At 45.0% G+C, this 22,284-nt stretch carries 19 protein-coding genes; 4 read left to right on the top strand and 15 right to left on the bottom strand.

Going from position 1 to position 22,284, the window contains the following annotated elements; all coding sequences use genetic code 11:
* Window positions 1-137: 137 nt before the first annotated feature.
* From H7F26_RS10195 to H7F26_RS10155, 9 genes are all read right to left on the bottom strand, one after another.
* Entirely contained in the window at window positions 138-896 is a 759-nt protein-coding gene (locus tag H7F26_RS10195; RefSeq protein ID WP_061565909.1) for a class I SAM-dependent methyltransferase, read from the bottom strand.
* 165 nt (window positions 897-1,061) lie between these two features.
* Window positions 1,062-1,184 (bottom strand): PhrK family phosphatase-inhibitory pheromone, encoded by a 123-nt coding sequence (locus H7F26_RS10190; protein WP_011197633.1) that lies wholly within the window; start codon window positions 1,182-1,184, stop codon window positions 1,062-1,064.
* Window positions 1,181-2,293: a Rap family tetratricopeptide repeat protein gene (locus H7F26_RS10185; protein ID WP_003179651.1), complete on the bottom strand. Its 1,113-nt coding sequence runs from the start codon at window positions 2,291-2,293 to the stop codon at window positions 1,181-1,183. The genes H7F26_RS10190 and H7F26_RS10185 overlap by 4 nt, the downstream gene beginning before the upstream one ends.
* Window positions 2,294-2,540: 247 nt before the next feature.
* A complete protein-coding gene (locus H7F26_RS10180; protein WP_003179649.1) occupies window positions 2,541-3,389 on the bottom strand; it encodes a PRD domain-containing protein in 849 nt (282 codons plus the stop codon).
* 29 nt (window positions 3,390-3,418) lie between these two features.
* Window positions 3,419-4,885 carry a glycoside hydrolase family 1 protein gene (locus tag H7F26_RS10175; RefSeq protein ID WP_026080778.1) on the bottom strand — a complete coding sequence of 489 codons (1,467 nt, stop codon included), beginning with the start codon at window positions 4,883-4,885 and terminating at the stop codon, window positions 3,419-3,421.
* A gap of 5 nt (window positions 4,886-4,890) precedes the next feature.
* A complete protein-coding gene (locus H7F26_RS10170; protein WP_016886279.1) occupies window positions 4,891-6,756 on the bottom strand; it encodes a beta-glucoside-specific PTS transporter subunit IIABC in 1,866 nt (621 codons plus the stop codon).
* Between the two features lie 658 nt (window positions 6,757-7,414).
* Complete coding sequence (locus H7F26_RS10165) at window positions 7,415-8,530, bottom strand: MrcB family domain-containing protein (protein ID WP_003179643.1); 1,116 nt, start codon at window positions 8,528-8,530, stop codon at window positions 7,415-7,417.
* A gap of 146 nt (window positions 8,531-8,676) precedes the next feature.
* Window positions 8,677-10,059, bottom strand: coding sequence for a 23S rRNA (uracil(1939)-C(5))-methyltransferase RlmD (gene rlmD, locus H7F26_RS10160; protein WP_017474067.1), 1,383 nt, complete (start codon window positions 10,057-10,059; stop codon window positions 8,677-8,679).
* Between the two features lie 48 nt (window positions 10,060-10,107).
* Window positions 10,108-11,022 carry a diacylglycerol kinase gene (locus H7F26_RS10155; RefSeq protein WP_011197624.1) on the bottom strand — a complete coding sequence of 305 codons (915 nt, stop codon included), beginning with the start codon at window positions 11,020-11,022 and terminating at the stop codon, window positions 10,108-10,110.
* Between the two features lie 199 nt (window positions 11,023-11,221).
* Between H7F26_RS10155 and H7F26_RS10150 the strand changes: the two genes are divergently transcribed.
* Together H7F26_RS10150 and H7F26_RS10145 are read left to right on the top strand one after the other, a co-directional pair.
* Window positions 11,222-12,175, top strand: a complete 954-nt coding sequence (locus H7F26_RS10150; RefSeq protein WP_009329126.1) for a nucleoside hydrolase — start codon at window positions 11,222-11,224, stop codon at window positions 12,173-12,175.
* A gap of 13 nt (window positions 12,176-12,188) precedes the next feature.
* Window positions 12,189-12,731, top strand: a complete 543-nt coding sequence (locus H7F26_RS10145; protein ID WP_009329127.1) for a GNAT family N-acetyltransferase — start codon at window positions 12,189-12,191, stop codon at window positions 12,729-12,731.
* A gap of 89 nt (window positions 12,732-12,820) precedes the next feature.
* Here the strand turns inward: H7F26_RS10145 and H7F26_RS10140 are convergent, their stop codons facing one another.
* Window positions 12,821-13,021, bottom strand: coding sequence for a hypothetical protein (locus tag H7F26_RS10140; RefSeq protein ID WP_009329128.1), 201 nt, complete (start codon window positions 13,019-13,021; stop codon window positions 12,821-12,823).
* Between the two features lie 146 nt (window positions 13,022-13,167).
* On the bottom strand, window positions 13,168-16,326 hold the full coding sequence (locus H7F26_RS10135; RefSeq protein ID WP_009329129.1) for an efflux RND transporter permease subunit: 3,159 nt from the start codon (window positions 16,324-16,326) through the stop codon (window positions 13,168-13,170).
* A gap of 144 nt (window positions 16,327-16,470) precedes the next feature.
* On the opposite strand from H7F26_RS10135, the gene H7F26_RS10130 reads away from it, so the two are divergent.
* Both H7F26_RS10130 and H7F26_RS10125 read left to right on the top strand, forming a co-directional pair.
* A complete protein-coding gene (locus H7F26_RS10130; RefSeq protein WP_011197622.1) occupies window positions 16,471-17,319 on the top strand; it encodes a TetR/AcrR family transcriptional regulator in 849 nt (282 codons plus the stop codon).
* A 124-nt stretch (window positions 17,320-17,443) separates the two neighbouring features.
* On the top strand, window positions 17,444-18,526 hold the full coding sequence (locus H7F26_RS10125) for a glycoside hydrolase family 26 protein (RefSeq protein WP_017474254.1): 1,083 nt from the start codon (window positions 17,444-17,446) through the stop codon (window positions 18,524-18,526).
* Window positions 18,527-18,600: 74 nt separating this feature from the next.
* On the opposite strand, the gene H7F26_RS10120 is transcribed toward H7F26_RS10125, so the two are convergent.
* From H7F26_RS10120 to gatA, 4 genes are all read right to left on the bottom strand, one after another.
* Window positions 18,601-18,882, bottom strand: a complete 282-nt coding sequence (locus tag H7F26_RS10120; protein ID WP_003179603.1) for a hypothetical protein — start codon at window positions 18,880-18,882, stop codon at window positions 18,601-18,603.
* Entirely contained in the window at window positions 18,879-19,181 is a 303-nt protein-coding gene (locus H7F26_RS10115; RefSeq protein WP_003179601.1) for a DUF2089 family protein, read from the bottom strand. The genes H7F26_RS10120 and H7F26_RS10115 overlap by 4 nt, the downstream gene beginning before the upstream one ends.
* A gap of 183 nt (window positions 19,182-19,364) precedes the next feature.
* Complete coding sequence (gatB, locus tag H7F26_RS10110; protein WP_003179599.1) at window positions 19,365-20,795, bottom strand: Asp-tRNA(Asn)/Glu-tRNA(Gln) amidotransferase subunit GatB; 1,431 nt, start codon at window positions 20,793-20,795, stop codon at window positions 19,365-19,367.
* Between the two features lie 13 nt (window positions 20,796-20,808).
* On the bottom strand, window positions 20,809-22,266 hold the full coding sequence (gene gatA / locus H7F26_RS10105) for an Asp-tRNA(Asn)/Glu-tRNA(Gln) amidotransferase subunit GatA (RefSeq protein WP_003179591.1): 1,458 nt from the start codon (window positions 22,264-22,266) through the stop codon (window positions 20,809-20,811).
* Window positions 22,267-22,284 lie beyond the last annotated feature (18 nt).

The raw sequence follows: 22,284 nt of genomic DNA, 5'->3' as shown, positions 1-22,284 counted from the left end.
GAGAAAATAATTGGTAACAGTTTGGGATGACATCGCTTTTCCTCCTGATGTATGGATAAATAACCGGCTTTAAGAAAAAAAAGGATGTCACCATATAATATGAGACACCCTTCTTAGGCACAATCTTTGATCAATCTCTAAATCGCTTCCGCTAAAATCATAAACCGGTACTGTGTGACGTCAAAATAGCCCTTTTCTTCAATCATTTTATGAATCTCGTACAATTCATCCTTGTATTGATTCACTTCAAAACCGGGCGCCTGCCAGGGAATGGCTTTCAAATAATAGACCAGAGCCCCAATATCATAAAACCTTTGAGTCGGACACTCTTCTCTGCTTTTTAAAATCTTAAAATCATGCTTTTCCATCTCTTTTAACGCTGTTTCCAAGTCCCAATCCTTAAATTCTTCATTTAGCGGCACGCCAAGTTTTTCATTTATTTCTTCGCAATCAAGCCCGCCGACTTGCTGAGTGAGAAACCGTCCTCCTTTTGAAAGGATTCTCCTCACCTCTTGTGCTGAATATGATTCGTGTTTATTGATGATCAGGTCGAATTGGCCGGATTCAAATGGAAGCTCTTCATCATCATCAATTTGAACGACCTGAACCCCTAAAGGCGTCAATCGTTCCTTTGCGACTGGCACATTTGGCATATAACATTCAGTAGCGTATGCTGACGGAGGAAACGGCCCCAATTTCGATAAAAACTCGCCGCCGCCTGTCCCCATATCGAGCATGGATTTGGAATCTTGTATAAGAGACAGAGCCATGCTTCCGTATGACCATGAAAGCAGGTCGCTTTTCATTCGTCCTGTGTCTTCAATGAAAGAAAAATCCCAGCCGCTGAAAGGCTTGTCTGCGTGCTTTAAATATGAAAGAAATGTTTTGTCATTCATAATATTCCCCTCCAATTTTTAATGTTTAAATATGTTTTAAACGATTGGAGGGCCTCTCGCGAATCTGGAAGGTTTTTATATTTCATGCTCTGGCAGATTCATTGTAATTCCACACCCCGTTTCATGATTTAAAAAAGAAGCCCTGTAAAAGGACTTCAGCGAACATTAACCCCCAACCGGCAGCTCCGCTGTTTGAACGCCGCCTGACGCCTGATTGTGGCTTTGGGATAAAGCAGCTCCGCCTAAGACCATAGCAGTTAACGACAAGCAAAGAATTAATTTTTTCATGACAATACCTCACTCCCTAATGATCTCATTTTGTTTTCGGCTTTCATGAATATTTTAACAAATTCCAGCGCTTTCTTGTCATCTCCTTTTTTCTCAAAATAGCTTGAGATGAGCAAAGAAAGATCGCAGACACCGTCTAAATCATTCATCTCGTCCAAGGAATGGATGTCGTCTTTGATGCTTTTTACGTTTTCATGGCAATACAGCTCATAAATAATATTTATTTTCTTTTCATAATGCTTATTCCCGTTTTTCTTTAATTCCTCCTGTCCTTTTTTATGATAGAACAGGGCCGCTTCTGTTTCGCCGATTTTGAAAAACTCTCTGGTCAGCATGTAAAGCGAGTTGATATAGTAGCTTGACTTGCACCATTCGGCGTTGCTCAAAGCATGCTGGACGGCGAGAATGCATTCCTGAGACCGGCCGGAATTGGAATACAGAATGCTGATATTGTGATGAAGCATCGCTTCTAAAAATGAATCGTCAATCTTTTTGGAAATTTCAATCGATTCTTCAAAGTACTTCTCCGCATCTTTAAAGCGCTGCATCTGCATGTAATTTGTCCCCATCACAACTTGGGAAATCGCCAGCTTTTTTTCGTACCCGTCATGCATTTTGTAAATATTCATCGCGTCTCTCGCATAATTGAGAGAAACCGCATTTTGCCGAAGAGACATATACAGCCAGGACACTTTAAAATAAAACTCGGCCGCTTCAATCTGATCGGGCACCTTCGCCAGTTTTTTCTCGGCAACCTTGTACAGACTGATCGCCCGCTCAACATTCTTGTTGTACGCTTCATGCATCGCCTCAAAAAAGTAGAAATAGTAATCGATCATATGATCCGTCTGCTCGATGCACTCGATTTGCGAATCATTAAAGTAAGACTCCCGCGGCAGCCGCTCTCCCCTCGCATCATAAAGCATCATCCGGTACCGCTCCTCAAGAAGCGAAAAATAAGCCAGCACATTCTGATCCTCTTCCATCTCGGAAAACATCGACTTCGCCTCATCAAAAAGATGCTTTGCCTGCTCAGTATCGTGCTTTTTAATGGCCAAATGGAATTCGTTCAACACCCCCGCAACCACCTCTGAAGCGACCTTGCTCATGCCGAACCCCCTCTTTCTTTTTAAGATTGTTCTCTATCTTTAACATGATCTTATCACACGTGTAAATTTTTGTAATGACCTTTTGTCAATTAGTAATCTGTTTTTGTCAACAATTGAAAAAGCCTTTTGTTGTCAATTTCAACTGTTGGTAGTGATCAACAACTCATCTTGCCTATAAACAAAAAACGCTCCTTCTTTTTCAAAAACAAGAAACCACTCGCCTTCCACAAAGGCAAGTGGCTCTCATTTATTTTAATTGCTGATAAGAAATCAATCGATGAATATGGACTGCCAAGTATGTCAGTTCATCATTCGGAATGACGTTTCCGTGTACCTGCTTGATATAATCCTTAATTTTGAAAGCTACATCCATTGCTTGCGGATATAAATTAGCAATTTGCTCAAATAATTCATTCTCCTGATTTGCCAGCAATTTATCAGCGTAAAATCTTTCAACGAAAAATTTAACGTGTGTGATAAATCTGCTGTAGTGGATGTTTTCTTGATCTAATTTCATGTTTAATGTGTAACGGACAAGGTTGACAATGCTCCCGATCATTTTTGCATTTTTCATTCCATCTTTTGACTCTGTCTCTTCACCTAATGCATTGATTAAGTGGAACGCAATATTTGCCGCTTCCTCTTTCGGCAATTGGATCCCAAATGTTTCATTGATGAGCTGAAGCGCATAATTCCCTGCCTCAAACTCTTCCGTATAGTAGTTTTTAATTTCCCAGTAGACGCGATTCGTAATATTGATGTTCTTTTTATAGCGCTCTACTGCAAAATTCAAGTGATCCATTAATGTGAAGTATACACCGGAATTTAGCTTTGTTTTTAATCTTTCTTCTGCATGCTGAACAATTTGCTGGGTCAATTCAATAAATTCTTGCGGAATTGAATCCAACAGTTGGAGAAATTCCTTTGCCTTCATATTGTCTACTGGCATAAACACTTGATCAGCCTGTTTTTCTTCAATCATATTCCCAGGTTTTCGTCCGTAACCGATGCCCCTGCCGCATAAAACCATCTCCTGTCGGTTCTGGTCTACAGCCAGTACCACACTCGAGTTTAAAACTTTTTTTATTTTAAACATCGCCATCACCTTTTCATGAATGCGGTTTTTTAGTCTAATACTTCTCCGTTTGTCTCAATCACTTTCTTATACCAGTAGAATGAATCTTTACGTGAGCGCTTCAATGTCCCGTTGCCATCGTCATCTTGATCAACATGGATAAATCCATATCGTTTGGACATTTGAGATGTTCCCGCACTAATAATGTCAATGGGTCCCCAGCTGGTATATCCAAAGAGATCAACACCTTCTTCAATGGCTTCTTTCATCTGACGGAAATGCTCTCTGAAATAGCTAATACGATAGTCATCATGGATCGATCCATCGCTTTCGACAACATCTTTCGCACCCATACCGTTCTCCACAATAATGAGAGGTTTTTGATAGCGATCATACAATTCAATGAGCGAAATCTTTAAGCCGACCGGATCGATTTGCCAGCCCCAATCTGTTGACGGCAAATATGGATTTTTCACACCGCGAATCGTATTGCCATCTGTTTTTTCCAGACCCTCCTGTGCAGATTCTGTCAGGGACATATAGTAGCTAAACGAAACAAAGTCTACCGTATGTTCTTTTATAATGGCAAGATCGTCCGCTTCCATCTTAATATTGATATTTTTTCGTTCCAGCATGCGTTTGATCAATGGCGGATATTCGCCAAACACTTGAACATCTGCATAGAAATAGTTATCAAGGTTTTGCTTCAGTGCGCGTTCAACATCACTCGGATGACAAGTGTGCGGGTATGTCGTGAGTTTCGTTAGCATACATCCCACCTGACTGCCGGGAATGATGCGATGACAATCTGCAGTCACAAGAGCGGATGCCACAAATTGATGGTGCAATGCTTGATAAACCGTTTCCTCTATTTTCCCTTCAGGACAGCGATCAGGAATGATTCCCGCTGTAATGAAAGAATGGCGATGTATACTGTCAATTTCATTAAAGGTAAGCCAGTATTTTACGACATCTTTATAGCGTTCAAAACACACATTTGCGAACTTCACAAAGAGATCGATCACTTTTCTTTCAACCCATCCGTTGTATTTCACACTAAGTGCTAATGGCATTTCATAATGTGACAGAGTCACGATCGGTTCAATGTTATGTTTTTTCATTTCTTGAAACAGACGATCATAAAACTGAAGGCCTTTCTCGTTCGGCTCAGCTTCTTCTCCTGTCGGGAAAATTCGGCTCCATGCAATCGATATACGCAATGTTTTAAAACCCATTTCTGCAAAGAGAGCCAAATCTTCTTTATAGTGATGATAAAAGTCAATCCCTCTGCGCTTCGGATATTTTTTTACGTCCGGGTCTTTCATTGCACGATCAATGTTTTCAGAAGAAACAGCAAGGTGTCCTTCATAATCTTCCACACTCAAATTCGAACGGTACATGGCAATATCAGCAACAGACGGTCCTTTTCCATCAACATTCCAGGCTCCTTCTGCTTGGTTTGCGGCAATCGCCCCGCCCCATAAAAAGTCTTTCGGAAATCCTTTTGTTTTTGTCATCATGATTACCCTCCTAATTGTGTAACAACCATCAACGTATCTTGACGATTGACCTCTTTTAATTGCGTGACTTTTATATCATATTGATCCGTATTCGTAATAACTGCTAGTGTAACTGGATCATAACCTGCTTCTTTAATTTTCTCCAGTTCAAATTGAATGAGCAGATCACCCGCTTTGACTTGATCCCCCACTTTTACCAATGGTTTAAAGAACTTGCCCTCTAGCTGAACGGTGTCGATTCCAATGTGGAAAAGAACCTCAACTCCGTTTGCTGTTTTCATACCGAGTGCATGGTTTGTTTCAAAGAGAAGAGAAATCTCGCCATCTATCGGTGCATATAGTTCACCCTTTGAAGGAATAATGGCAATTCCTTCTCCCATTACCTTTGAAGAGAATATGTCATCTTCTACATCAGACAGTGAAATCATTTGACCGATGACTGGACTTTTGAACGTCTCATCTGCGCCAAGTTTTTCAGCGAAAACACCTGGCTCTGCTTCTTTTTCTGTTTCTTCTGTCTTTCGATCCTTTCCTAAAATAAAGGCAGCAACAAACGCAACAACAAATGAGATGGCAAAACCAATCACTGCGAACATGAAGTTGCGCGGAAGCTCGTCAGATATGAACATCGACATACTTGCAAGACCAGGTCCAACAAGAACAAACGCTTGAAGTCCGACAAGTCCAACGAAGATGCCTCCGGTGAAAGAACCGATCATGACACTGCCAAGCACACGTTTATTTTGCAGTGTCACCCCGTATAATGCCGGTTCGGTAATGCCAAAAAATGCTGAAATCCCTGCAGAAATGGCAGTTGAACGAAGCACTTTATCTTTTGTGCGAAGGGCAACTGCGAAACACGCCCCACTTTCAGCGATATTATGTGCAAGTGATGCAGGCAAGTAAAGTGCCTCTTTTCCGAGATTGCCCATTGTCGTTACAGCGTATGGCACCATCGCTTTGTGCATCCCTGATGCGACCATAAATGGAAGGACTGCTGCCAGGAACGCAACCGCAACCCAGCCCACTTTGTCAAACATAGCAAGGATGATCGCTGTGAAGCCTTGCCCTGCTGTAAAACCGATTGGTCCCAGCAGCAGGAGAGTGATCGGAACTGTAATAACCAAAGACATCATCGGTACGAAGAAGATACGAATGGGTTTTGGCGAAATACGAGTAAACCATTTTTCCACCTGTGCATACAACAGGACAGATAAAATCGCCGGAAACACCTGATAGGCATACGCAATATTTTTCACATCGAATGAAAATAATTGAGCGCCTTCTGTCAGCATCGCCGTCATGTTTGGCAGAATAAGAGCGCCGACTGCCGATAATGCAACAAGCGGATTCACTTTCAGTTTATTGGCTGTCGTCACGGCGACTAGCAATGGCAGGAAGTAAAGCGGCGCATCGCCAACCATATTTAAAATCTGATACGTTTGCCCTTTGGCATCAATTAATCCGAATAACGAGAAGAGGAGGAGAAACGATTTTAAAATCCCTCCACCCGCAATGGCTGGAACAAGCGGTTGAAAAACACCGACAATGAAGTCTAATAGTACAGTCCCTACTTTTCGCTTTTCCTTCGGCTGATGGGAAGACCCATTTTGTCCAGAAAGTGCTCCGCCGAGAAGGCCGGTCAATTCCTCATAGACTTCGATGACATCGTTTCCAATCACGACCTGGCATTGGCCCGACATACGGACAGCGATGACACCTGGTGTTTTCTCAAGCGCAGGTACATCCGCCTTGTTTTGATCAATCAATGTAAAACGGAGTCGTGTCGAACAATGCTCCAAATGGGCAATATTCTCTTTATCGCCGACATGCTGCAATACGTCTCTTGCTGTTTGTGTGTAATTCACTGTTTCTCCCCCTTTTCTGAAACATGAGACCTATATTTAGGCAATAAAAAAAGGACCCAAACCGACAAATTAAAAAATTTATCGGTTTTAGATCCTGCCTGCATGACCAGTCACATGTCTAATTTATCAATATTGGATTTGATTAAAGTATATATCGGTTTTATGAAAGCGTCAACATTTATTTTATTTTTTTCGGAAAGAAGCGAATTTCCTGGTCAAATGGCCTATAGTTGTTTCATAATAGCGATGATAAACATCTTCATGCATCCTCAAATTGCGCGCCAAGATTCCATGGTTAAAAACATAAACTACACGCTTCGAATTTATCTCAATAATTGTCCGCAGCAAAGCATCATCCGACACAGCTCCACAAGCAGCGAGAAGTAACGAGCACATTCTAATTCTCTTCCACCTCGAAAAACATTGACTTCTCCTGTTCAATATTTATGCTTTTTAGTTGCCAAATGGAATTCGTTCAACAACCTCGTAACCACTTCTGAACCGACCTTGCTCATGTCGAATCCCTCTTTCCCTTTAAGATGTTATCTATTATTAAAATGATCTCATCACATGTGCAAATTTTTGTAATATCCTTTTGTCAATTATGTTAAAAAGCAAAAAGCCTTGGTAGCACTTGACCAAAGCTTTTAATTTGAATCTAATTATTCGATATTTCATATATTCGTTTAAGTTCTGAAAAAGTAATTTCAATTCCTACCTTTTTTAAGTGATCCTTACGCTGATCATACAGTTTTTTCAACAGTTTTTCCTTCTCCTCATCTTGACCATAATGAATAAGACGATGACAGTGTGGACATAGGCTTACCAAGTTTGCTAGTTGATCTAAGTCATATTTGAACTTCACTTGCTTAGCGATAGGGACAAGATGATGACATTCAACATAAGGCTTGTTGGTAGATTTAGAGATAAAAGTTTTGTGTGAATGATCAATTTCACAATTGTAGTTCGAAAGCACCATAGCTTTTGAGGCAAGACTTGCATTTCTTGTCCATTGCCTTTGACCACCTTGATTAATGATAGGTTGCGGACGTTCTCTCTTTTGATTGATTTCATATCCGACATTCGAATTCTCGGATATGATGAAGGTTTGAGCCGCTATCTGATACTCCTCTTCGTTAACCCGGTCTTCTAAAAATTGGCCATCTTCCTGCAACAGAATAAAATCATTAAACTGTTCTATCGATCGATTTCCGATAAGACCTTCTACTTCTTTGTATGTAACTAATAGAGCTTGTAAATCGTTTATAATGTCTTCTGAACTCGGAAAATTGCTTACACCATAAAAACAACCACATACATGTCCTAACTCATAGCCCCTCGCAAGATCACCTTTACCCTTTAAATCGATATTTGAAAGGTTCATATTTTGAGGGATGGTATTTAGTTTTTCTCTAATAATAGAAGCTGTTTTTTGGATTTTCGCCCTACCTATCTTTGTACCATACTTTTCTTTAAAGTATGTCCATCCTTGATTCAAACTTACATAAACACCGCTTCCATCTGCACTAAATAAGTAAACAATATAGTAGCCTCTTGTCGCCGAAGTCGTTAAGTTCTTTAGAAAAATTGAAATCCAAGGAATCTCAGCCCAACGGCCTTTTCCAACCGAACCTGCTACATGATATATATTAGGATCTAAGTCAACAACTTTAAAAAGAGTATCCTTTATTTCACGACAAATAAGATCTAACAAAGGGTGCCCCTTAAACTCCTCATTTTTTGCTTGTTGATATGTTGATAAAACGCGCTTCATTTGTTCACTAATCGTTAGTTGATTCGAGATTTTCTGTTCTATTTTGATACACCTCTTTTATTCAGTAGGACTTTATGCAAGAAATGGAACCTTCATATAACATTATAAGCCTCTCCTGGGTTGGAGAGGCTTATGTTTTTAGATTTTTATTTATCTTTTTTGACGAGTACAGCCACACACTCCACATGCGCCGTATGCGGAAACATATCAACAGGCTGTACCTCACGCGTCACATACCCGCCATCCTCCAGCACCCGCAAATCGCGCGCCAGGGTTCCCGGGTTGCAAGACACATACACAACCCGCTTCGGCTTCATCTCAATAATCGTCCGCAGCAAAGCCTCATCGCAGCCTTTGCGCGGCGGGTCAACCACTAGCGTGTCAGCCGCAATGCCTTCCTCATACCACTTCGGAATCACGACCTCAGCTTCGCCAACTTCAAACTCAGCGTTCTCAATGCCATTCAACTCAGCATTCCGCTTCGCATCCTCAATCGCTTCCGGCACAATCTCAACGCCGTACACTTTCTTCGCCTGCTTCGCTAAAAACAGCGAAATCGTGCCGATGCCGCAGTAGGCGTCGATGACGGTCTCTTCGCCGTTCAATTCGGCGTATTCAAGCGCTTTGTCGTAGAGCACTTTCGTTTGCTCAGGGTTGACTTGGTAGAACGATCTGGCGGAGATGGCGAATTTGATGCCGCCGATTGTGTCGTAAATGTATTCTTCTCCCCAGATGACCGTTGTTTCGTCGCCGAAGATGACGTTTGTTTTTTTCGGGTTGATGTTTTGGACGATCGATTTGACGTGCGGGAATGCCGCGGTGATCTCTTCGACGATTTTCGCTTTGTGCGGGAAGTCGTTTGTCCTTGTGATGAAGACGACCATCATTTCGCCTGTGACGGCGCCGTATCTGACCATGATGTGTCTGAGCCAGCCTTTGTGGCGTTCTTCGTTGTACGCTTTGATGCCGTATTTGCCGCAGATCTCTTTAATCGCTTGAACGACGCGGTCGTTTTCCGATTGCTGGATCAGGCATTCGTTCATGTCGATGATCTCATGGCTGCGCTGCTGGTAGAAGCCTGCGATCAGACCGCCTTCTCTTTCGCCGACAGGGACCTGCGCTTTGTTTCGGTAGTTCCACGGGTCTTCCATGCCGAGGGTCGGGTGGACGGTGATCCGGCTTAAATCGAGCTTGCCGATTCGCTCGAGCACGTCTTTGACTTGCTTCTGCTTGTAGAGAAGCTGGCCTTCGTAATTGATGTGCTGCAGCTGGCAGCCGCCGCACTGCTTGTAGATCGGGCACGGCGCGTCCGTGCGAAAGCGGCTTTCTTCTTTCAAGTCGATGAGGCGGCCGAAGGCGAAGCCTTTTTTGACCCGGGTCACTTTAATCTGCGCCTTTTCGTCAGGCAGCGCGTTCGGCACGAAAATCGGGAAGCCGTCGACTTTGGCGACGCCGGCTCCTTCGTGTGTTAAATCTTCAAATACGACATTGTAATATTCATTTTTTTGAACGGGGGCTTTTTGTTTCATCTTTTTCACCTGCTATAAGAAAAACTTGGCCAGCTCTTTAGACCAAGTTCAATCATCCAATTTTCTCGCTTTTTCTTTTGACATGACGACGTCGATATGGCGGTAGAGGTTTTCGAATTCGCCCGGCAGTTCGCCGCCGTATTCGCCGTCAAGGTTTAGGAGCATTTTATCTTTGACCGTCACTTTGACGCGGTTCGCTTTCGTATAGATGATATGCTCGTCATTGATATGTTCGCCGCGGAGGGCAAGTCCGACAAGTCTGATGAATTCGGCGAGGTTTGCCCGCTTTAAAATGACGAGGTCAAACATGCCGTCATTCAAGCTTGAGTCGGGGGCGAGCTTCTCAAAGCCGCCGACGGAGTTCGTCAGCATGACGAGAAACAGCATCACTTCTCCTTCAAACAGCTTGCCGTCGTATTCGATTTCGACCTCGGTCGGCCGCAGTGAAGGAAGGAGCATTTCCATTCCTTTCAAATAATAGGCAAGATGGCCGAGCATCGTCTTCAATTTGCTTGGTACGTCATATGTCAGTTCTGTAAGGCGTCCGCCGCCGGCGATATTGATGAAATATTGGCCGTTGACGCGGCCGATGTCAATCGGACGGGCTTCTCCCTCTAGTATTGTGTCAACCGCCTTTAAAATATCCTCGCGCGGAATGCCGAGCGCTCTCGCAAAGTCATTCGTCGTTCCGACCGGAATGACTCCGAGCTTGGGGCGGTGTTCCAACGGCGCCAGTCCGTTGATGACTTCATTTAATGTGCCGTCTCCTCCGGCCGCAACAATTAAGTCAAATTCCCGCTCAGCGGCGTGTCTGGCGGCCTGTACGGCATCCCCTTCCCCTGTTGTCGCATGGCATGACGTTTCATAGCCTGCCTGCTCGAACTTCTGCAGAACTTGGGCAAGGTTTTTTTTGAAGATTTCTCGTCCGGAAGTCGGATTGTATATGATTCGTGCACGTTTCATGTTTTCATCATCCTATTAGAGTATCCGTATCATTTCTTTACCAACAACCTTTAATTATACTAGCTGTTGAAAAAATCGCAACAAAATGGGTATCATCATTTGTTTAATTTTAGATAAAATATCCTAATTAATGGTAAAAAAGACTTTAGGATCTAATTGATGTAAAATAATTAATATTAAGAAAAAAGGAGATGTTGCTGTGAAAAAGCCCGTTTATTTTAACCATGACGGAGGCGTCGATGATCTCGTCTCTTTATTTCTGCTATTGCAGATGGAAAATGTCAAATTGATCGGAACATCCGTCATACCGGCGGATTGCTATTTGGAGCCTGCTCTCAGTGCCAGTCGAAAAATCATTGACCGCTTCGGTTCGTACCAGGTCGAGACTGCGGCATCCGATTCGAGAGGGGTGCACCCGTTCCCGAAGGAGTGGCGCATGCACGCCTTTTATGTCGACGCTCTGCCGATTTTAAATGAAAAAGGCGAAGTCCGGACTCCGGTGTCAGACCCGCCCGCTCACCTTCATCTAATTGAATGCGTGAGGCAGAGCCCGGAACCGGTGACACTGCTGTTCACCGGCCCGCTGACAGACTTGGCGAGGGCGCTTGAGGAAGAGCCGGCGATCATAAAGCACATTGCAAAACTTGTCTGGATGGGCGGCACCTTCCTTGAGAAAGGAAATGTAGAAGAGCCTGAGCACGACGGGACGGCGGAATGGAACGCTTTTTGGGATCCTTACAGCGTGAAGACGGTATTCGAGAGCGACATTCAGATCGAAATGGTCGCGCTTGAAAGCACGAACCAGGTGCCTTTGACAAACGAAATCCGCTCACATTGGGCGAGCCTCAGAAAGCATATCGGGATCGACTTTATCGGCCAATGCTATGCGATGTGTCCGCCGCTTGTCCATAACGAAACGAATTCGACATACTACCTTTGGGATGTGCTGACGACGCTGACGCTCGGCACAGTCGATATGACACGCTCGCGCAGCATCAAGGCGGTTGTCCATACACAAAGCCCGCGCCAAGGAACGACAGAAGAGCATCCTGACGGCAGAATGGTCAAAGTCGTTGATCAAGTCGACAGGGATCAATTTTTTGCGTATTTTGAAGAGTTGATGAAAAGAGCCGACCGCATTCCATCTTTATAAAAGGAGACTTTCCATGATTAAAAAAGGGACAAACATTTACATCAGGCCGCTCACGGCTGAAGACGCCGAGGCATGCCTCGAATTGCAGAACGCAAACCGCCCGTTCTTTGAACAGTTTTCAATGGAGCGGAACGAGGAGTTTTATACAATCGAAGGACAAAAGAAGAGGCTTCAAAGATTATATGAAAATATGGAGAACGATGAAGATTATTATTTCGGCATCTTTGATCCGGCAAACGATGCGCTGATCGGAACGATCAACCTTTTCCAAGTGCTGCGCGGTTCCTTGCAAAGCGCCTTCATCGGCTATTTTTTGGATCAGAAGCACAACGGCAAAGGCTACACGACCGAAGCCGTCAAGCTGATGGTCGAGTTCGCCTTTCACGATCTCAAGCTCCATCGCATCGAAGCCGGCGTCATGCCCCGTAATATTGCCTCGATCCGGGTGCTGGAGAAGGCGGGTTTTCACAAAGAAGGCATCGCCCGGAAAAACGTCAAGATCAACGGAAAATGGGAAGATCATCAGCTGCTGGCTGTGATCAATCCGCATGATTAGCCGCTTCTTCGCCGGCTGGAGAACGCAGCATTAAAAAAGCTTGTCGATGAAGATCACTTCAACCTTTATCGACAAGTTCAAAACTTGCTTCATCTGCTTTTTGTCTCTTTTATGATGCGGAAAATCACTAAGATGATGACACCTGCACATACAATATAAAATAAAACATCAGTCACAGGATTTCTCATATTTTTTAAGAGAAAAATGACTCCTATCAACACGATCGGTATGATCCAGGTGAGCCGCTTTACGATTTTGGGGCTTGGTTCGCTGTTTCCTTTCGATTCCATTCAATGCCTCCTCATCAAGTTGCCTTTTCTAACAAAGCATAACACAGGATATTTTGTTAAACACCGACGATCGTCTCTTCAAAGAAAAAACCCCTTAGAATGGACCATTTCCTGTGTCCATTCCAAGGGGTTGATGTTATACCATCTTACTCTTCTTCCATACCCGGTTTTTTCCGGCGGAATTTCGCCAGTACTTCGTATACGATCGGTACGATCAGCAGGGTGAGGAGCGTTGAACTGATCAGACCGCCGATAACGGTGACGCCGAGCCCTTTTGAAATGACCTGGCTGCCGCCTTCAAATCCGAGCGCCAATGGAATCAGGGCGCCGATTGTGGCGATGGCCGTCATCAGGATCGGACGGAGCCTTGTAGAGCCGGCTTCCAGGAGTGCTTCTCTCGTTGAGAGCCCTTCCGCTTCCTTATGGATGACGCGGTCGATTAGGACAATCGCGTTTGTGACGACGATACCGATCAGCATCAGCATTCCGATCATTGCGTTCAAGCTGATTGTTTCTCCTGATACGTAAAGTCCCACCAAGGCGCCGATGACGGTAAACGGCAGCGAGAACAGGATCGCAAATGGCGCGAGTGCTCCGCCGAATGTAATCACAAGCACGAGGTAGACGATCGCAACCGCCGCAAGCATTGCGAGTCCGAGTTTTGTAAAGGAATCTTCGATATCAGCGGATACGCCGCCGGTATCGATTGTGACGTTGTCAGGCAGGTCGATCTTGTCGATGTTTTTCTGTACGTCGACTGATACGGCCGTGACGTTGTCTGATGTGACTTCCGCCGTGACATCGGCATAGATTTTGCCGTCCCGTTTCGAAATTGTGTCGGATGTCGTGCCTTCCTTCACTTTCGCGACATCGCCGATTTTCACTTCCTGGCCGGTCGGAGTTGTGATTTTTTTGTCTTCTAAATCTTTGACGCTTTTATATGTTTCTTCTTCTGTTTTAATCGTAACATCAAGATCTTTCCCGTCTTTTTTCACGGTTGTAAGCGGCGCCTGCGATGTTTCTTTCATGAGCGCCTGAGAAATCTGTGATGCCGTTAACCCGAGTTTGCTTAATTTCTCCTGGTCAGCGACAAATGTATATTCGTCATATGTGCTGGACAGGCCTGAGCTTACGTTTTTCAGGTCTTTTTGGTCTTTCATTATCTTTTCGATCTCTTTTACAGTGCCTTTAATCTCTTTTTCAGAATCCCCGTACACATAATACGTTAACTCATTGTTGTTGCCTGAGGAGCTGAAATCCTGAGTTTTCCATTCTCCGCGTTTGGATTGCTTCTGAATGTCTTTTAAGACGCTGTCCTTTTCTTGATCAAAATCAGGCGTGTCTTCCTCATATTTGATATAGAACAACGCGCCGTTTGAACTTCCGCCCATCAGCGGATTTCCCGCTCCTAACGTATACTGAACCGTATCGACGTGTTTGCGGTCCAATAGGATTTCTTCAGCTTTTTGCGCTTCCTTTTCCGCTTCTTTTTTCGTTTCTCCCGGTTCAGGGGTGTACGTGATCTGCACCATTTTTTCTTTTGTGGCAGGCAAGTAGCTCGCTCCGATCAGCGGCACGAGGAACAAGCTTCCGACCAGCATCAGAACCGCGATGATCGATGTGATCCATTTATGGCTGAGCGACCAATTCAACACTTTTTTGTAGAAGTTGGCCAGTACCCCAGGCTTGTGTTCTTTCGCCTTTACCGGCGCGCCTGTCAATGATTTTTTGAAGAGGGTGTGCGCAAGCATCGGCACGAGCGTGATCGCGATCAAGAGGGATGCAGCGAGCGCGAATACAATCGTTAAAGCAAACGGCATGAACAATTCGCCGATTTGACCGCCGACAAGTGCGAGCGGCAGGAATACCGCGATTGTCACGATCGTTGATGACATGATCGGCATGAACATTTCCTTCGTCGCTTCGCGCACGAGCGCTTTTCCGCGCAGCGGCTCATCTTTCAGCCTCATGCGGCGGTAAATGTTTTCGATGACGACGATCGAGTCGTCGACAACCCGTCCGATGGCGACTGTCATGGCGCCGAGCGTCATGATATTCAGCGTGATATCAAGCTGGTTCAGGACGAGCAGTGCGATTAACAATGACAATGGAATCGAAATGACCGAGATTAATGTTGATTTAATATCCCTTAGGAATAAGAGAATGATCACAACCGCAAAGATCGCTCCGAAAATCGCTTTGCTCAGCATCGTCTCGACCGACTCGGTGATCGGTTCGGCCTGATCGTATGTCGAGCTGTATTTGAAGCCTTTGTGGTCTTTTTTGAATTGTTCGAGTTCAGCTTTTACGTTGTCGGCTACCTCGACGGTATTGGCGTCGTTTGCTTTAATGACGCTGATGCCGATGCTGTCTTTGCCATTGGTTCGTGAAATGGATTCGGCTTTTTTGACATCTTTAATCGTTGCGATGTCAGACAGCTTAACCGTCGGGACTCCCGCGCTTTGCTGAGCTTGTCCGGCGCTCTGTGCCCCGGCTTGAGCCTGCGCCCCCTGGGCCGCCTGCGCACTTTGCGCTCCGGCTTGCGCGCTTGCGCCTCCGGCAGACGCCGCTGGAATTCTCATATTTTTCAAGTCTTTAATTGTGTCGATATCGCCGCTGACGACGACCGATTTTTCTTCTTTGCCGAATGTGTACAACCCAAGCGGAGTCGTCACATCAGATCCTTGAATCACTTGCTTGACTGTATCCTCGTCAAGCCCGTATTGCTTCAATTTGTCTTTTTTAAATGAAAATTCGACTTCTTCAACCTGCTGACCGGAAAGCTGAACGGAAGCTACGCCTTCAAGGCCTTCAAGCTTCGTCAGGAGGCTGTCTTCCACTTTTTTCGTCAAGCTTTGAAGATCGTCTTTATCACTGGACACGCTGAGCGCGAGAATCGGGAAGGAATTCATGCTGTAGCGCGAAATGCTCGGCTCTTTCGCATTGTCCGGCAGATCGAGATTCGCCAATGCTTCAGCGGCTTCCGTCTTCGCTTTGTCCATATCCTTTTCATAATCGTATTCAATCATCACCGATGATGCGTTTTCATACGATGTGGACGTCACAACGCTGACGCCGTCCAGATTTTGCACGGCTTGTTCAACCGGCTTTGTGACTTCATCAGCTACCTGGCTCGGAGTGGCTCCGGGATATGTCGTGCTGATGGTCAAATAAGGCATGTTCACATCAGGAATCGATTCCTGCTTCATATTTAAACCCGCATAAATGCCGGCAACCGTAACAATAATCGTCATCAGCCACACAGCGAACTTGTTCTTTAGTACAAAATTAATGATAGAATTCATTACGACCTCCATTGTGTATCATTTTCAGAATACAGATTGACTGACTGGTCATTCTATACAATAATAAACTTCAAAAGTAAACAGCGTCAACTTATATATGTTAAAATTTATTCAATTTTAAAGAAGTGTTAAAGGGGTACATTCATGACAGAAAAAGAAGAAAAAATCATTAAAGCAGGCCTGCACCTGTTCGCGAAAAACGGTTTTGCTTCCACAACGATTCAAGACATCGCCAATGAATGCAACATCTCAAAAGGCGCTTTCTACCTGCATTTCAAGTCGAAAGAAGCTCTTTTGCTCGCAATCATTAAGTATTATATCGATCGAATGATGGAAAATATGAAGATCATTCAGCAGAAGAATTTCCCTCCTAAGGAAACGTTCAAGGAGCAGATTGCTTATCAATTCAGCGAGAGCAAGGAGCACCGCGATTTTATTCTCGTGATGATCAGCGAACACAGCATACCGGAAAACAGCAAGATCGAAGAATATTTTAAAAATGTCAGCCAAAAATTCCACGAGACGTATCAAAACGCGCTGTCAGCCGCCTACGGTGACATTGTGAAGCCTTATCTGTCAGACTTGTCCGTGATCGTTCAAGGCATCGTGCAGTCTTATCAAAATTTGTTTATCTTTAATGAACTGGATATCGATTTTTACGAACTTGCGGATTTTATTATGAGAAGAATCGATGACATGATTGATGGCATGGTTCAAAACGGGGAGCAGCCGATCTTGGCCGGCCGGACGTACAGCTATTACCGGAACGCCGGCAATACGGCCGATAAACATACGATTTTGCGGGAGCTTGAAGATGCCAAACGTCAGCCGGAGCTTTCGGAAGACATTCTCATTACACTGGATGTGATCGAGGAAGAGCTGAGAAAGGATTCGCCCCGCGCACCCGTGCTCCAAGGCATGCTGACAAACTTGCAGCATCAGGACAATGTTCAGCATCTATATGGAATGATCACCCGTTTCCTTCATTCATAAAGCAGCCTTATGGCTGTTTTTTTATTCCCTTACAATAAGACGATCTGACCATGTATTTTTTGGAAGCAGCATGTATAATAAGATCGCTTAAGACAATCTATATGTTTCAGGGGGTTTTACCTTAGTGAAAAAAAACATCGTTTGTTCAATCTTCGCGCTGCTCCTTGCTTTTGCCGTTTCGCAGCCGAGCTATGCACACACCGTTTCTCCGGTGAACCCGAATGCCCAGCCGACGACGAAAGCGGTGATGAACTGGCTCGCCCACCTGCCCAATCGGACGGAAAGCCGGGTGATGTCCGGGGCGTTCGGAGGATACAGCCTCGACACATTTTCAACGGCTGAAGCCGACCGGATCAAACAGGCAACAGGACAGCTGCCGGCCATATACGGCTGCGATTATGCAAGAGGATGGCTGGAGCCGGAAAAGATCGCCGATACGATTGACTACAGCTGCTACCGTGATTTGATCGCATACTGGAAAAGCGGAGGCATTCCGCAAATCAGCATGCACCTCGCAAACCCCGCGTTTACTTCGGGTCATTATAAAACTCAGATTTCAAACAGCCAGTATGAGAGAATTTTAGATTCTTCCACTCCTGAAGGAAAGCGGCTTGAGGCGATGCTGAGCAAAATCGCGGACGGCCTCCAGGAGCTTGAAAATGAAGGCGTGCCCGTTCTATTCAGACCCCTTCACGAAATGAACGGCGAATGGTTCTGGTGGGGGCTGACGCAATATAATCAAAAAGACAGCGAAAGAATCTCCTTGTACAAACAGCTCTATGTGAAAATCTATGACTATATGACAAAAACAAGAGGCCTGGATCATCTCTTGTGGGTGTATGCGCTGGACGCCAACAGTGACTTTAAAACGGACTTTTATCCGGGCGCATCATATGTGGACATTGTCGGGCTTGACGCTTATTTTGATGACCCGTACGCCATTGATGGCTACGAAGAGCTCACATCGCTGAACAAGCCGTTTGCCTTTACAGAAGTCGGACCGCAGACGACAAACGGCGGGCTGGATTACGCGCGGTTTATCCATGCCATCAAAGAAAAATACCCGAAAACGACGTACTTCCTGGCGTGGAACGATGAGTGGAGCCCGGCTGTGAATAAGGGAGCGGACACCCTCTATCTTCATCCATGGACGCTGAATAAAGGAGAGATATGGGACGGCGATTCTTTGACGCCTGTCGTGGAATAATGAAAAAACCTTGGAGAGTCATTCTCCAAGGTTTTTTTGAAACAGCTTGTTCTGTCCTTTTGAGGCTGATCCTGTTATTTAATATCCATGGCTTTCATTATTCTCATTTCTCTTTCCCGCTTTTTTTTCAAAGCTTCTCTGCCTTTAATCCATTCTCCCAACAATAAAGCCAATCCGCCGATAAGAGGAAGAAAGAATGATGCGAAAGATTTTCCTTCATAAATGGATAATGCCACGAGAAAAACGATATAAGCTGTAGGCAGTATAGCTCCCCAAAAGGTATGATTTCTGGTCGATAAAAAATATTGAATCCCTAGTATTGTAAAGCCAATGAGTAGTATATAAATAGGATTCATTTATGAACACCCCGCTCTTTTTTGTATTTCTCAATGATTAGCTTTGCATTTTCCAGACTAATCTGATCATCGATAGCTAACTGTTTTATAAAGTTAACAAAAGTCTCATTTTCTAACTCGTCAATTAGTTGAATTTTTTGAATTAATCGATCCAATCTAACCCTGACTGTTGGATAAGATACTTGATAACTCTTTGCAATTTCTTTTAAAGATCCAGATTTCAGCATAAAGTTTTTAATAAATTCTACATCTTCTTCTTCTAAAGCTAAGATCCACTCGGGTACATCCTTTCTTTCCATAGACAGCCCCTCTTATTAACAAATTTAAAAACAAAATTCAAATAAATGATAATATATTATTAAATAAAATTCAAATAAATTTTAATATTATTGAACAGAAAGAAGTTTTTTCATTTGTATTTTCATACAAATAAAAAAGGTCCTCAACATGAGGACCTCCATTTAATTAGGCATAGTCTATTTTTATCGTTTATTGATTTCTTCAAGAAGAAGCTTGTTGACCATCGGCGGGTTCGCTTGTCCTTTTGAGGCTTTCATGATTTGGCCGACAAGGAAGCCGATCGCGCGGTCTTTTCCGTTTTTAAAGTCTTCGATTGATTGCGGATTGTTGTCGAGCGCTTCTGTGACAAGCTTTCTGAGCGTCGCTTCGTCAGAGATTTGCACAAGGCCTTTTTCTTTGACGATTTTTTCTGCGTCTCCGCCTTTTTCAATCAATTCTTTGAAGACCTTTTTCGCGATTTTCGATGAAATCGTTCCTTTTTCGATCAGCTTGACCAATCCGGCAAGGCCTTCAGGTGTGAGTTCGACATCCGCAAGCTCTTTTTGCTGGGCGTTCAAGTAAGCCGATACTTCACCCATCAGCCAGTTCGACGCCAGCTTCGCGTCTGCGCCTTTTTCAACGGCCGCTTCGAAGAAGTCGGACATTTCTTTTGTCAAAGTCAGCACTTTCGCGTCATAGGCAGGGAGGCCAAGCTCTTCGATGTAGCGCTTGCGGCGCTCGTCCGGAAGCTCAGGAATGCTGTCTTTCACGCGTTGCTTCCACTCGTCGTCTATGTAAAGCTCGACAAGATCAGGCTCAGGGAAGTAGCGGTAGTCGTCAGATCCCTCTTTGACCCTCATCAAAATCGTCGTTTTGGACGCTTCATCATAGCGGCGCGTCTCCTGCTGAATGACACCGCCTGACAAAAGAACCTGCGCCTGGCGTTTTTCTTCGTGCTCAAGGCCTTTTTGAACAAAGGCGAATGAGTTCAGGTTTTTCAGCTCTGTCTTTGTACCGAACTCCTCTTGTCCGATCGGACGGAGCGAGATGTTGGCGTCGCAGCGGAGCGACCCCTCTTCCATCTTACAATCGGACACGCCTGTATACTGAATGATTGATTTCAGTTTTTCAAGGTAGGCGTAAGCTTCTTCAGGCGTTCTGATATCGGGCTCGGAGACGATTTCAACGAGCGGTGTTCCCTGGCGGTTATAGTCGACAAGGGAGTAGCCGTCGCCTGTATGCGTCAGTTTTCCCGCATCCTCTTCCAAATGAAGGCGGGTAATGCCGATGCGCTTCGTTTTTCCGCCGACTTCGATTTCGATCCAGCCGTTTTCGCCGATCGGTTTATCAAATTGTGAAATTTGATAAGCTTTCGGGTTGTCGGGGTAGAAATAGTTTTTCCGGTCGAATTTCGTTTCTGTCGCAATTTCGCAGTTGAGCGCCATTGCGGCTTTCATCGCGAAATTGACGGCTTCTTTGTTCAACACAGGCAGTACACCTGGATAGCCTAAGTCGATAACGCTTGTCTGCGTGTTGGCCGCCGCGCCGAATGGCGTTGGAGAACTGGAGAAAATTTTCGATTTTGTTTTGAGCTCCACGTGGACTTCAAGTCCGATTACCGTTTCAAAGTTCATGTTTTTTCACCCCTTACAGTTCAGGTTTTGCTTTATGGTGGTCTGTCGCCTGTTCGAATGCGTGGGCGACGCGGTATACTGTGCTTTCGTCAAAGTGTTTGCCGATGATTTGCAGGCCGAGCGGCAAGCCGTTCGCAAATCCGCACGGTACGCTGATTCCCGGAACGCCCGCAAGGTTGACAGGAATCGTCAGGATGTCGTTGGCGTACATGGTCAGCGGATCGCTCGTTTTTTCGCCGATTTTAAATGCCGGCGTCGGCGTTGTCGGTCCGATGATGACGTCATAGTTTGCAAATACGTCTTCAAAGTCCTTTTTGATCAGCGTTCTGACTTTCTGCGCTTTTTTATAGTATGCGTCGTAATAGCCGGAGCTCAGAGCAAACGTACCGAGCATGATGCGGCGTTTGACTTCGTTTCCGAATCCTTCGGAACGCGTCTGTTTGTACAGGTCGATCAGGTTGTCGGCATTGTCCGTGCGGTAGCCGTAGCGGATGCCGTCGAAGCGCGCCAAGTTTGCCGACGCTTCAGATGAAGAAAGCAGGTAGTAAGTCGCCAGCGCGTATTTGCTGTGCGGAAGCGATACCTCTTCCCATGTCGCGCCAAGGCTTTCGAGCACTTTCAGCGCTTCAAGCACGGACTGCTTCGCTTCTTCGCTTACCCCTTCGCCGAGATATTCTTTCGGAACGGCGATTTTTAAGCCTTTAATATCGCCTGTCAGCGCAGACAGGTAGTCAGGCACGTCCACATTGGCGCTCGTTGAATCCATTTTGTCAACGCCTGAAATCGCCTGCAGAAGGTAGGCGTTGTCTTCGACAGATCTAGTGATCGGGCCGATTTGATCCAATGAAGATGCAAATGCGACAAGGCCGTATCTGGAAACGCGTCCGTATGTAGGCTTTAAGCCGACGACGCCGCAGAAAGATGCCGGCTGGCGAATCGATCCGCCCGTGTCAGATCCAAGTGAAAACGGCACTTCCCCGGCCGCAACCGCAGCCGCTGAGCCTCCGCTTGATCCGCCAGGAACAGTTTCGAGGTTCCACGGGTTTTTTGTCTTTTTAAAGCCTGAGTTCTCTGTGGAAGAGCCCATCGCGAATTCATCCATATTCAGCTTTCCGATGGTAACCGCTTCAGCTTCATGAAGACGCTCAACAACGGTTGCATCATAGATCGGATCAAAATTCTCGAGAATTTTGCTTGCGCACGTTGTCCGCAGATCTTTTGTTACGATATTGTCCTTAATGCCGATCGGCATCCCGAAAAGAAGACCGTGCTCATCCCGGGTATCAAGCGCTTCGTCCAATTCTTTGGCATATGCGCGGGCTTTTTCTTCATCAAGCTGCAAAAAGGCTTGTACCTTTCCGTCAACTTCGTGAATCCGTTTGTAAGATTCATCGACTAAATCTGATATGCTGATCTCTTTATTATGTATGAGACGTTTTAATTCAGATATTTTATGGTCAAACAGTGACATGTTTTCTCGCTCCCTCCT

It is taken from the genome of Bacillus sp. PAMC28748, from assembly GCF_014250415.1.
In the GTDB taxonomy this organism is placed as follows: domain Bacteria; phylum Bacillota; class Bacilli; order Bacillales; family Bacillaceae; genus Bacillus; species Bacillus licheniformis.
The sequence above is the reverse complement of the archived record's forward strand: the minus strand, read 5'-3'. Positions and strand labels throughout refer to the sequence as shown.

What these genes read in the sequence shown, in the direction of transcription:
- H7F26_RS10155 (WP_011197624.1), bottom strand. Translation starts at nt 11,022, where the DNA reads ATGAAACGTGCACGAATCATATACAATCCGACTTCCGGACGAGAAATC.
- H7F26_RS10115 (WP_003179601.1), bottom strand. Translation starts at nt 19,181, where the DNA reads ATGGAAAGAAAGGATGTACCCGAGTGGATCTTAGCTTTAGAAGAAGAA.
- H7F26_RS10190 (WP_011197633.1), bottom strand. Translation starts at nt 1,184, where the DNA reads ATGAAAAAATTAATTCTTTGCTTGTCGTTAACTGCTATGGTCTTAGGC.
- H7F26_RS10175 (WP_026080778.1), bottom strand. Translation starts at nt 4,885, where the DNA reads ATGACAAAAACAAAAGGATTTCCGAAAGACTTTTTATGGGGCGGGGCG.
- H7F26_RS10140 (WP_009329128.1), bottom strand. Translation starts at nt 13,021, where the DNA reads ATGGAATCGAAAGGAAACAGCGAACCAAGCCCCAAAATCGTAAAGCGG.
- rlmD (WP_017474067.1), bottom strand. Translation starts at nt 10,059, where the DNA reads ATGAAACAAAAAGCCCCCGTTCAAAAAAATGAATATTACAATGTCGTA.
- H7F26_RS10135 (WP_009329129.1), bottom strand. Translation starts at nt 16,326, where the DNA reads ATGAATTCTATCATTAATTTTGTACTAAAGAACAAGTTCGCTGTGTGG.
- H7F26_RS10145 (WP_009329127.1), top strand. Translation starts at nt 12,189, where the DNA reads ATGATTAAAAAAGGGACAAACATTTACATCAGGCCGCTCACGGCTGAA.
- H7F26_RS10180 (WP_003179649.1), bottom strand. Translation starts at nt 3,389, where the DNA reads ATGTTTAAAATAAAAAAAGTTTTAAACTCGAGTGTGGTACTGGCTGTA.
- H7F26_RS10165 (WP_003179643.1), bottom strand. Translation starts at nt 8,530, where the DNA reads ATGAAGCGCGTTTTATCAACATATCAACAAGCAAAAAATGAGGAGTTT.
- H7F26_RS10120 (WP_003179603.1), bottom strand. Translation starts at nt 18,882, where the DNA reads ATGAATCCTATTTATATACTACTCATTGGCTTTACAATACTAGGGATT.
- gatA (WP_003179591.1), bottom strand. Translation starts at nt 22,266, where the DNA reads ATGTCACTGTTTGACCATAAAATATCTGAATTAAAACGTCTCATACAT.
- H7F26_RS10130 (WP_011197622.1), top strand. Translation starts at nt 16,471, where the DNA reads ATGACAGAAAAAGAAGAAAAAATCATTAAAGCAGGCCTGCACCTGTTC.
- H7F26_RS10185 (WP_003179651.1), bottom strand. Translation starts at nt 2,293, where the DNA reads ATGAGCAAGGTCGCTTCAGAGGTGGTTGCGGGGGTGTTGAACGAATTC.
- gatB (WP_003179599.1), bottom strand. Translation starts at nt 20,795, where the DNA reads ATGAACTTTGAAACGGTAATCGGACTTGAAGTCCACGTGGAGCTCAAA.
- H7F26_RS10195 (WP_061565909.1), bottom strand. Translation starts at nt 896, where the DNA reads ATGAATGACAAAACATTTCTTTCATATTTAAAGCACGCAGACAAGCCT.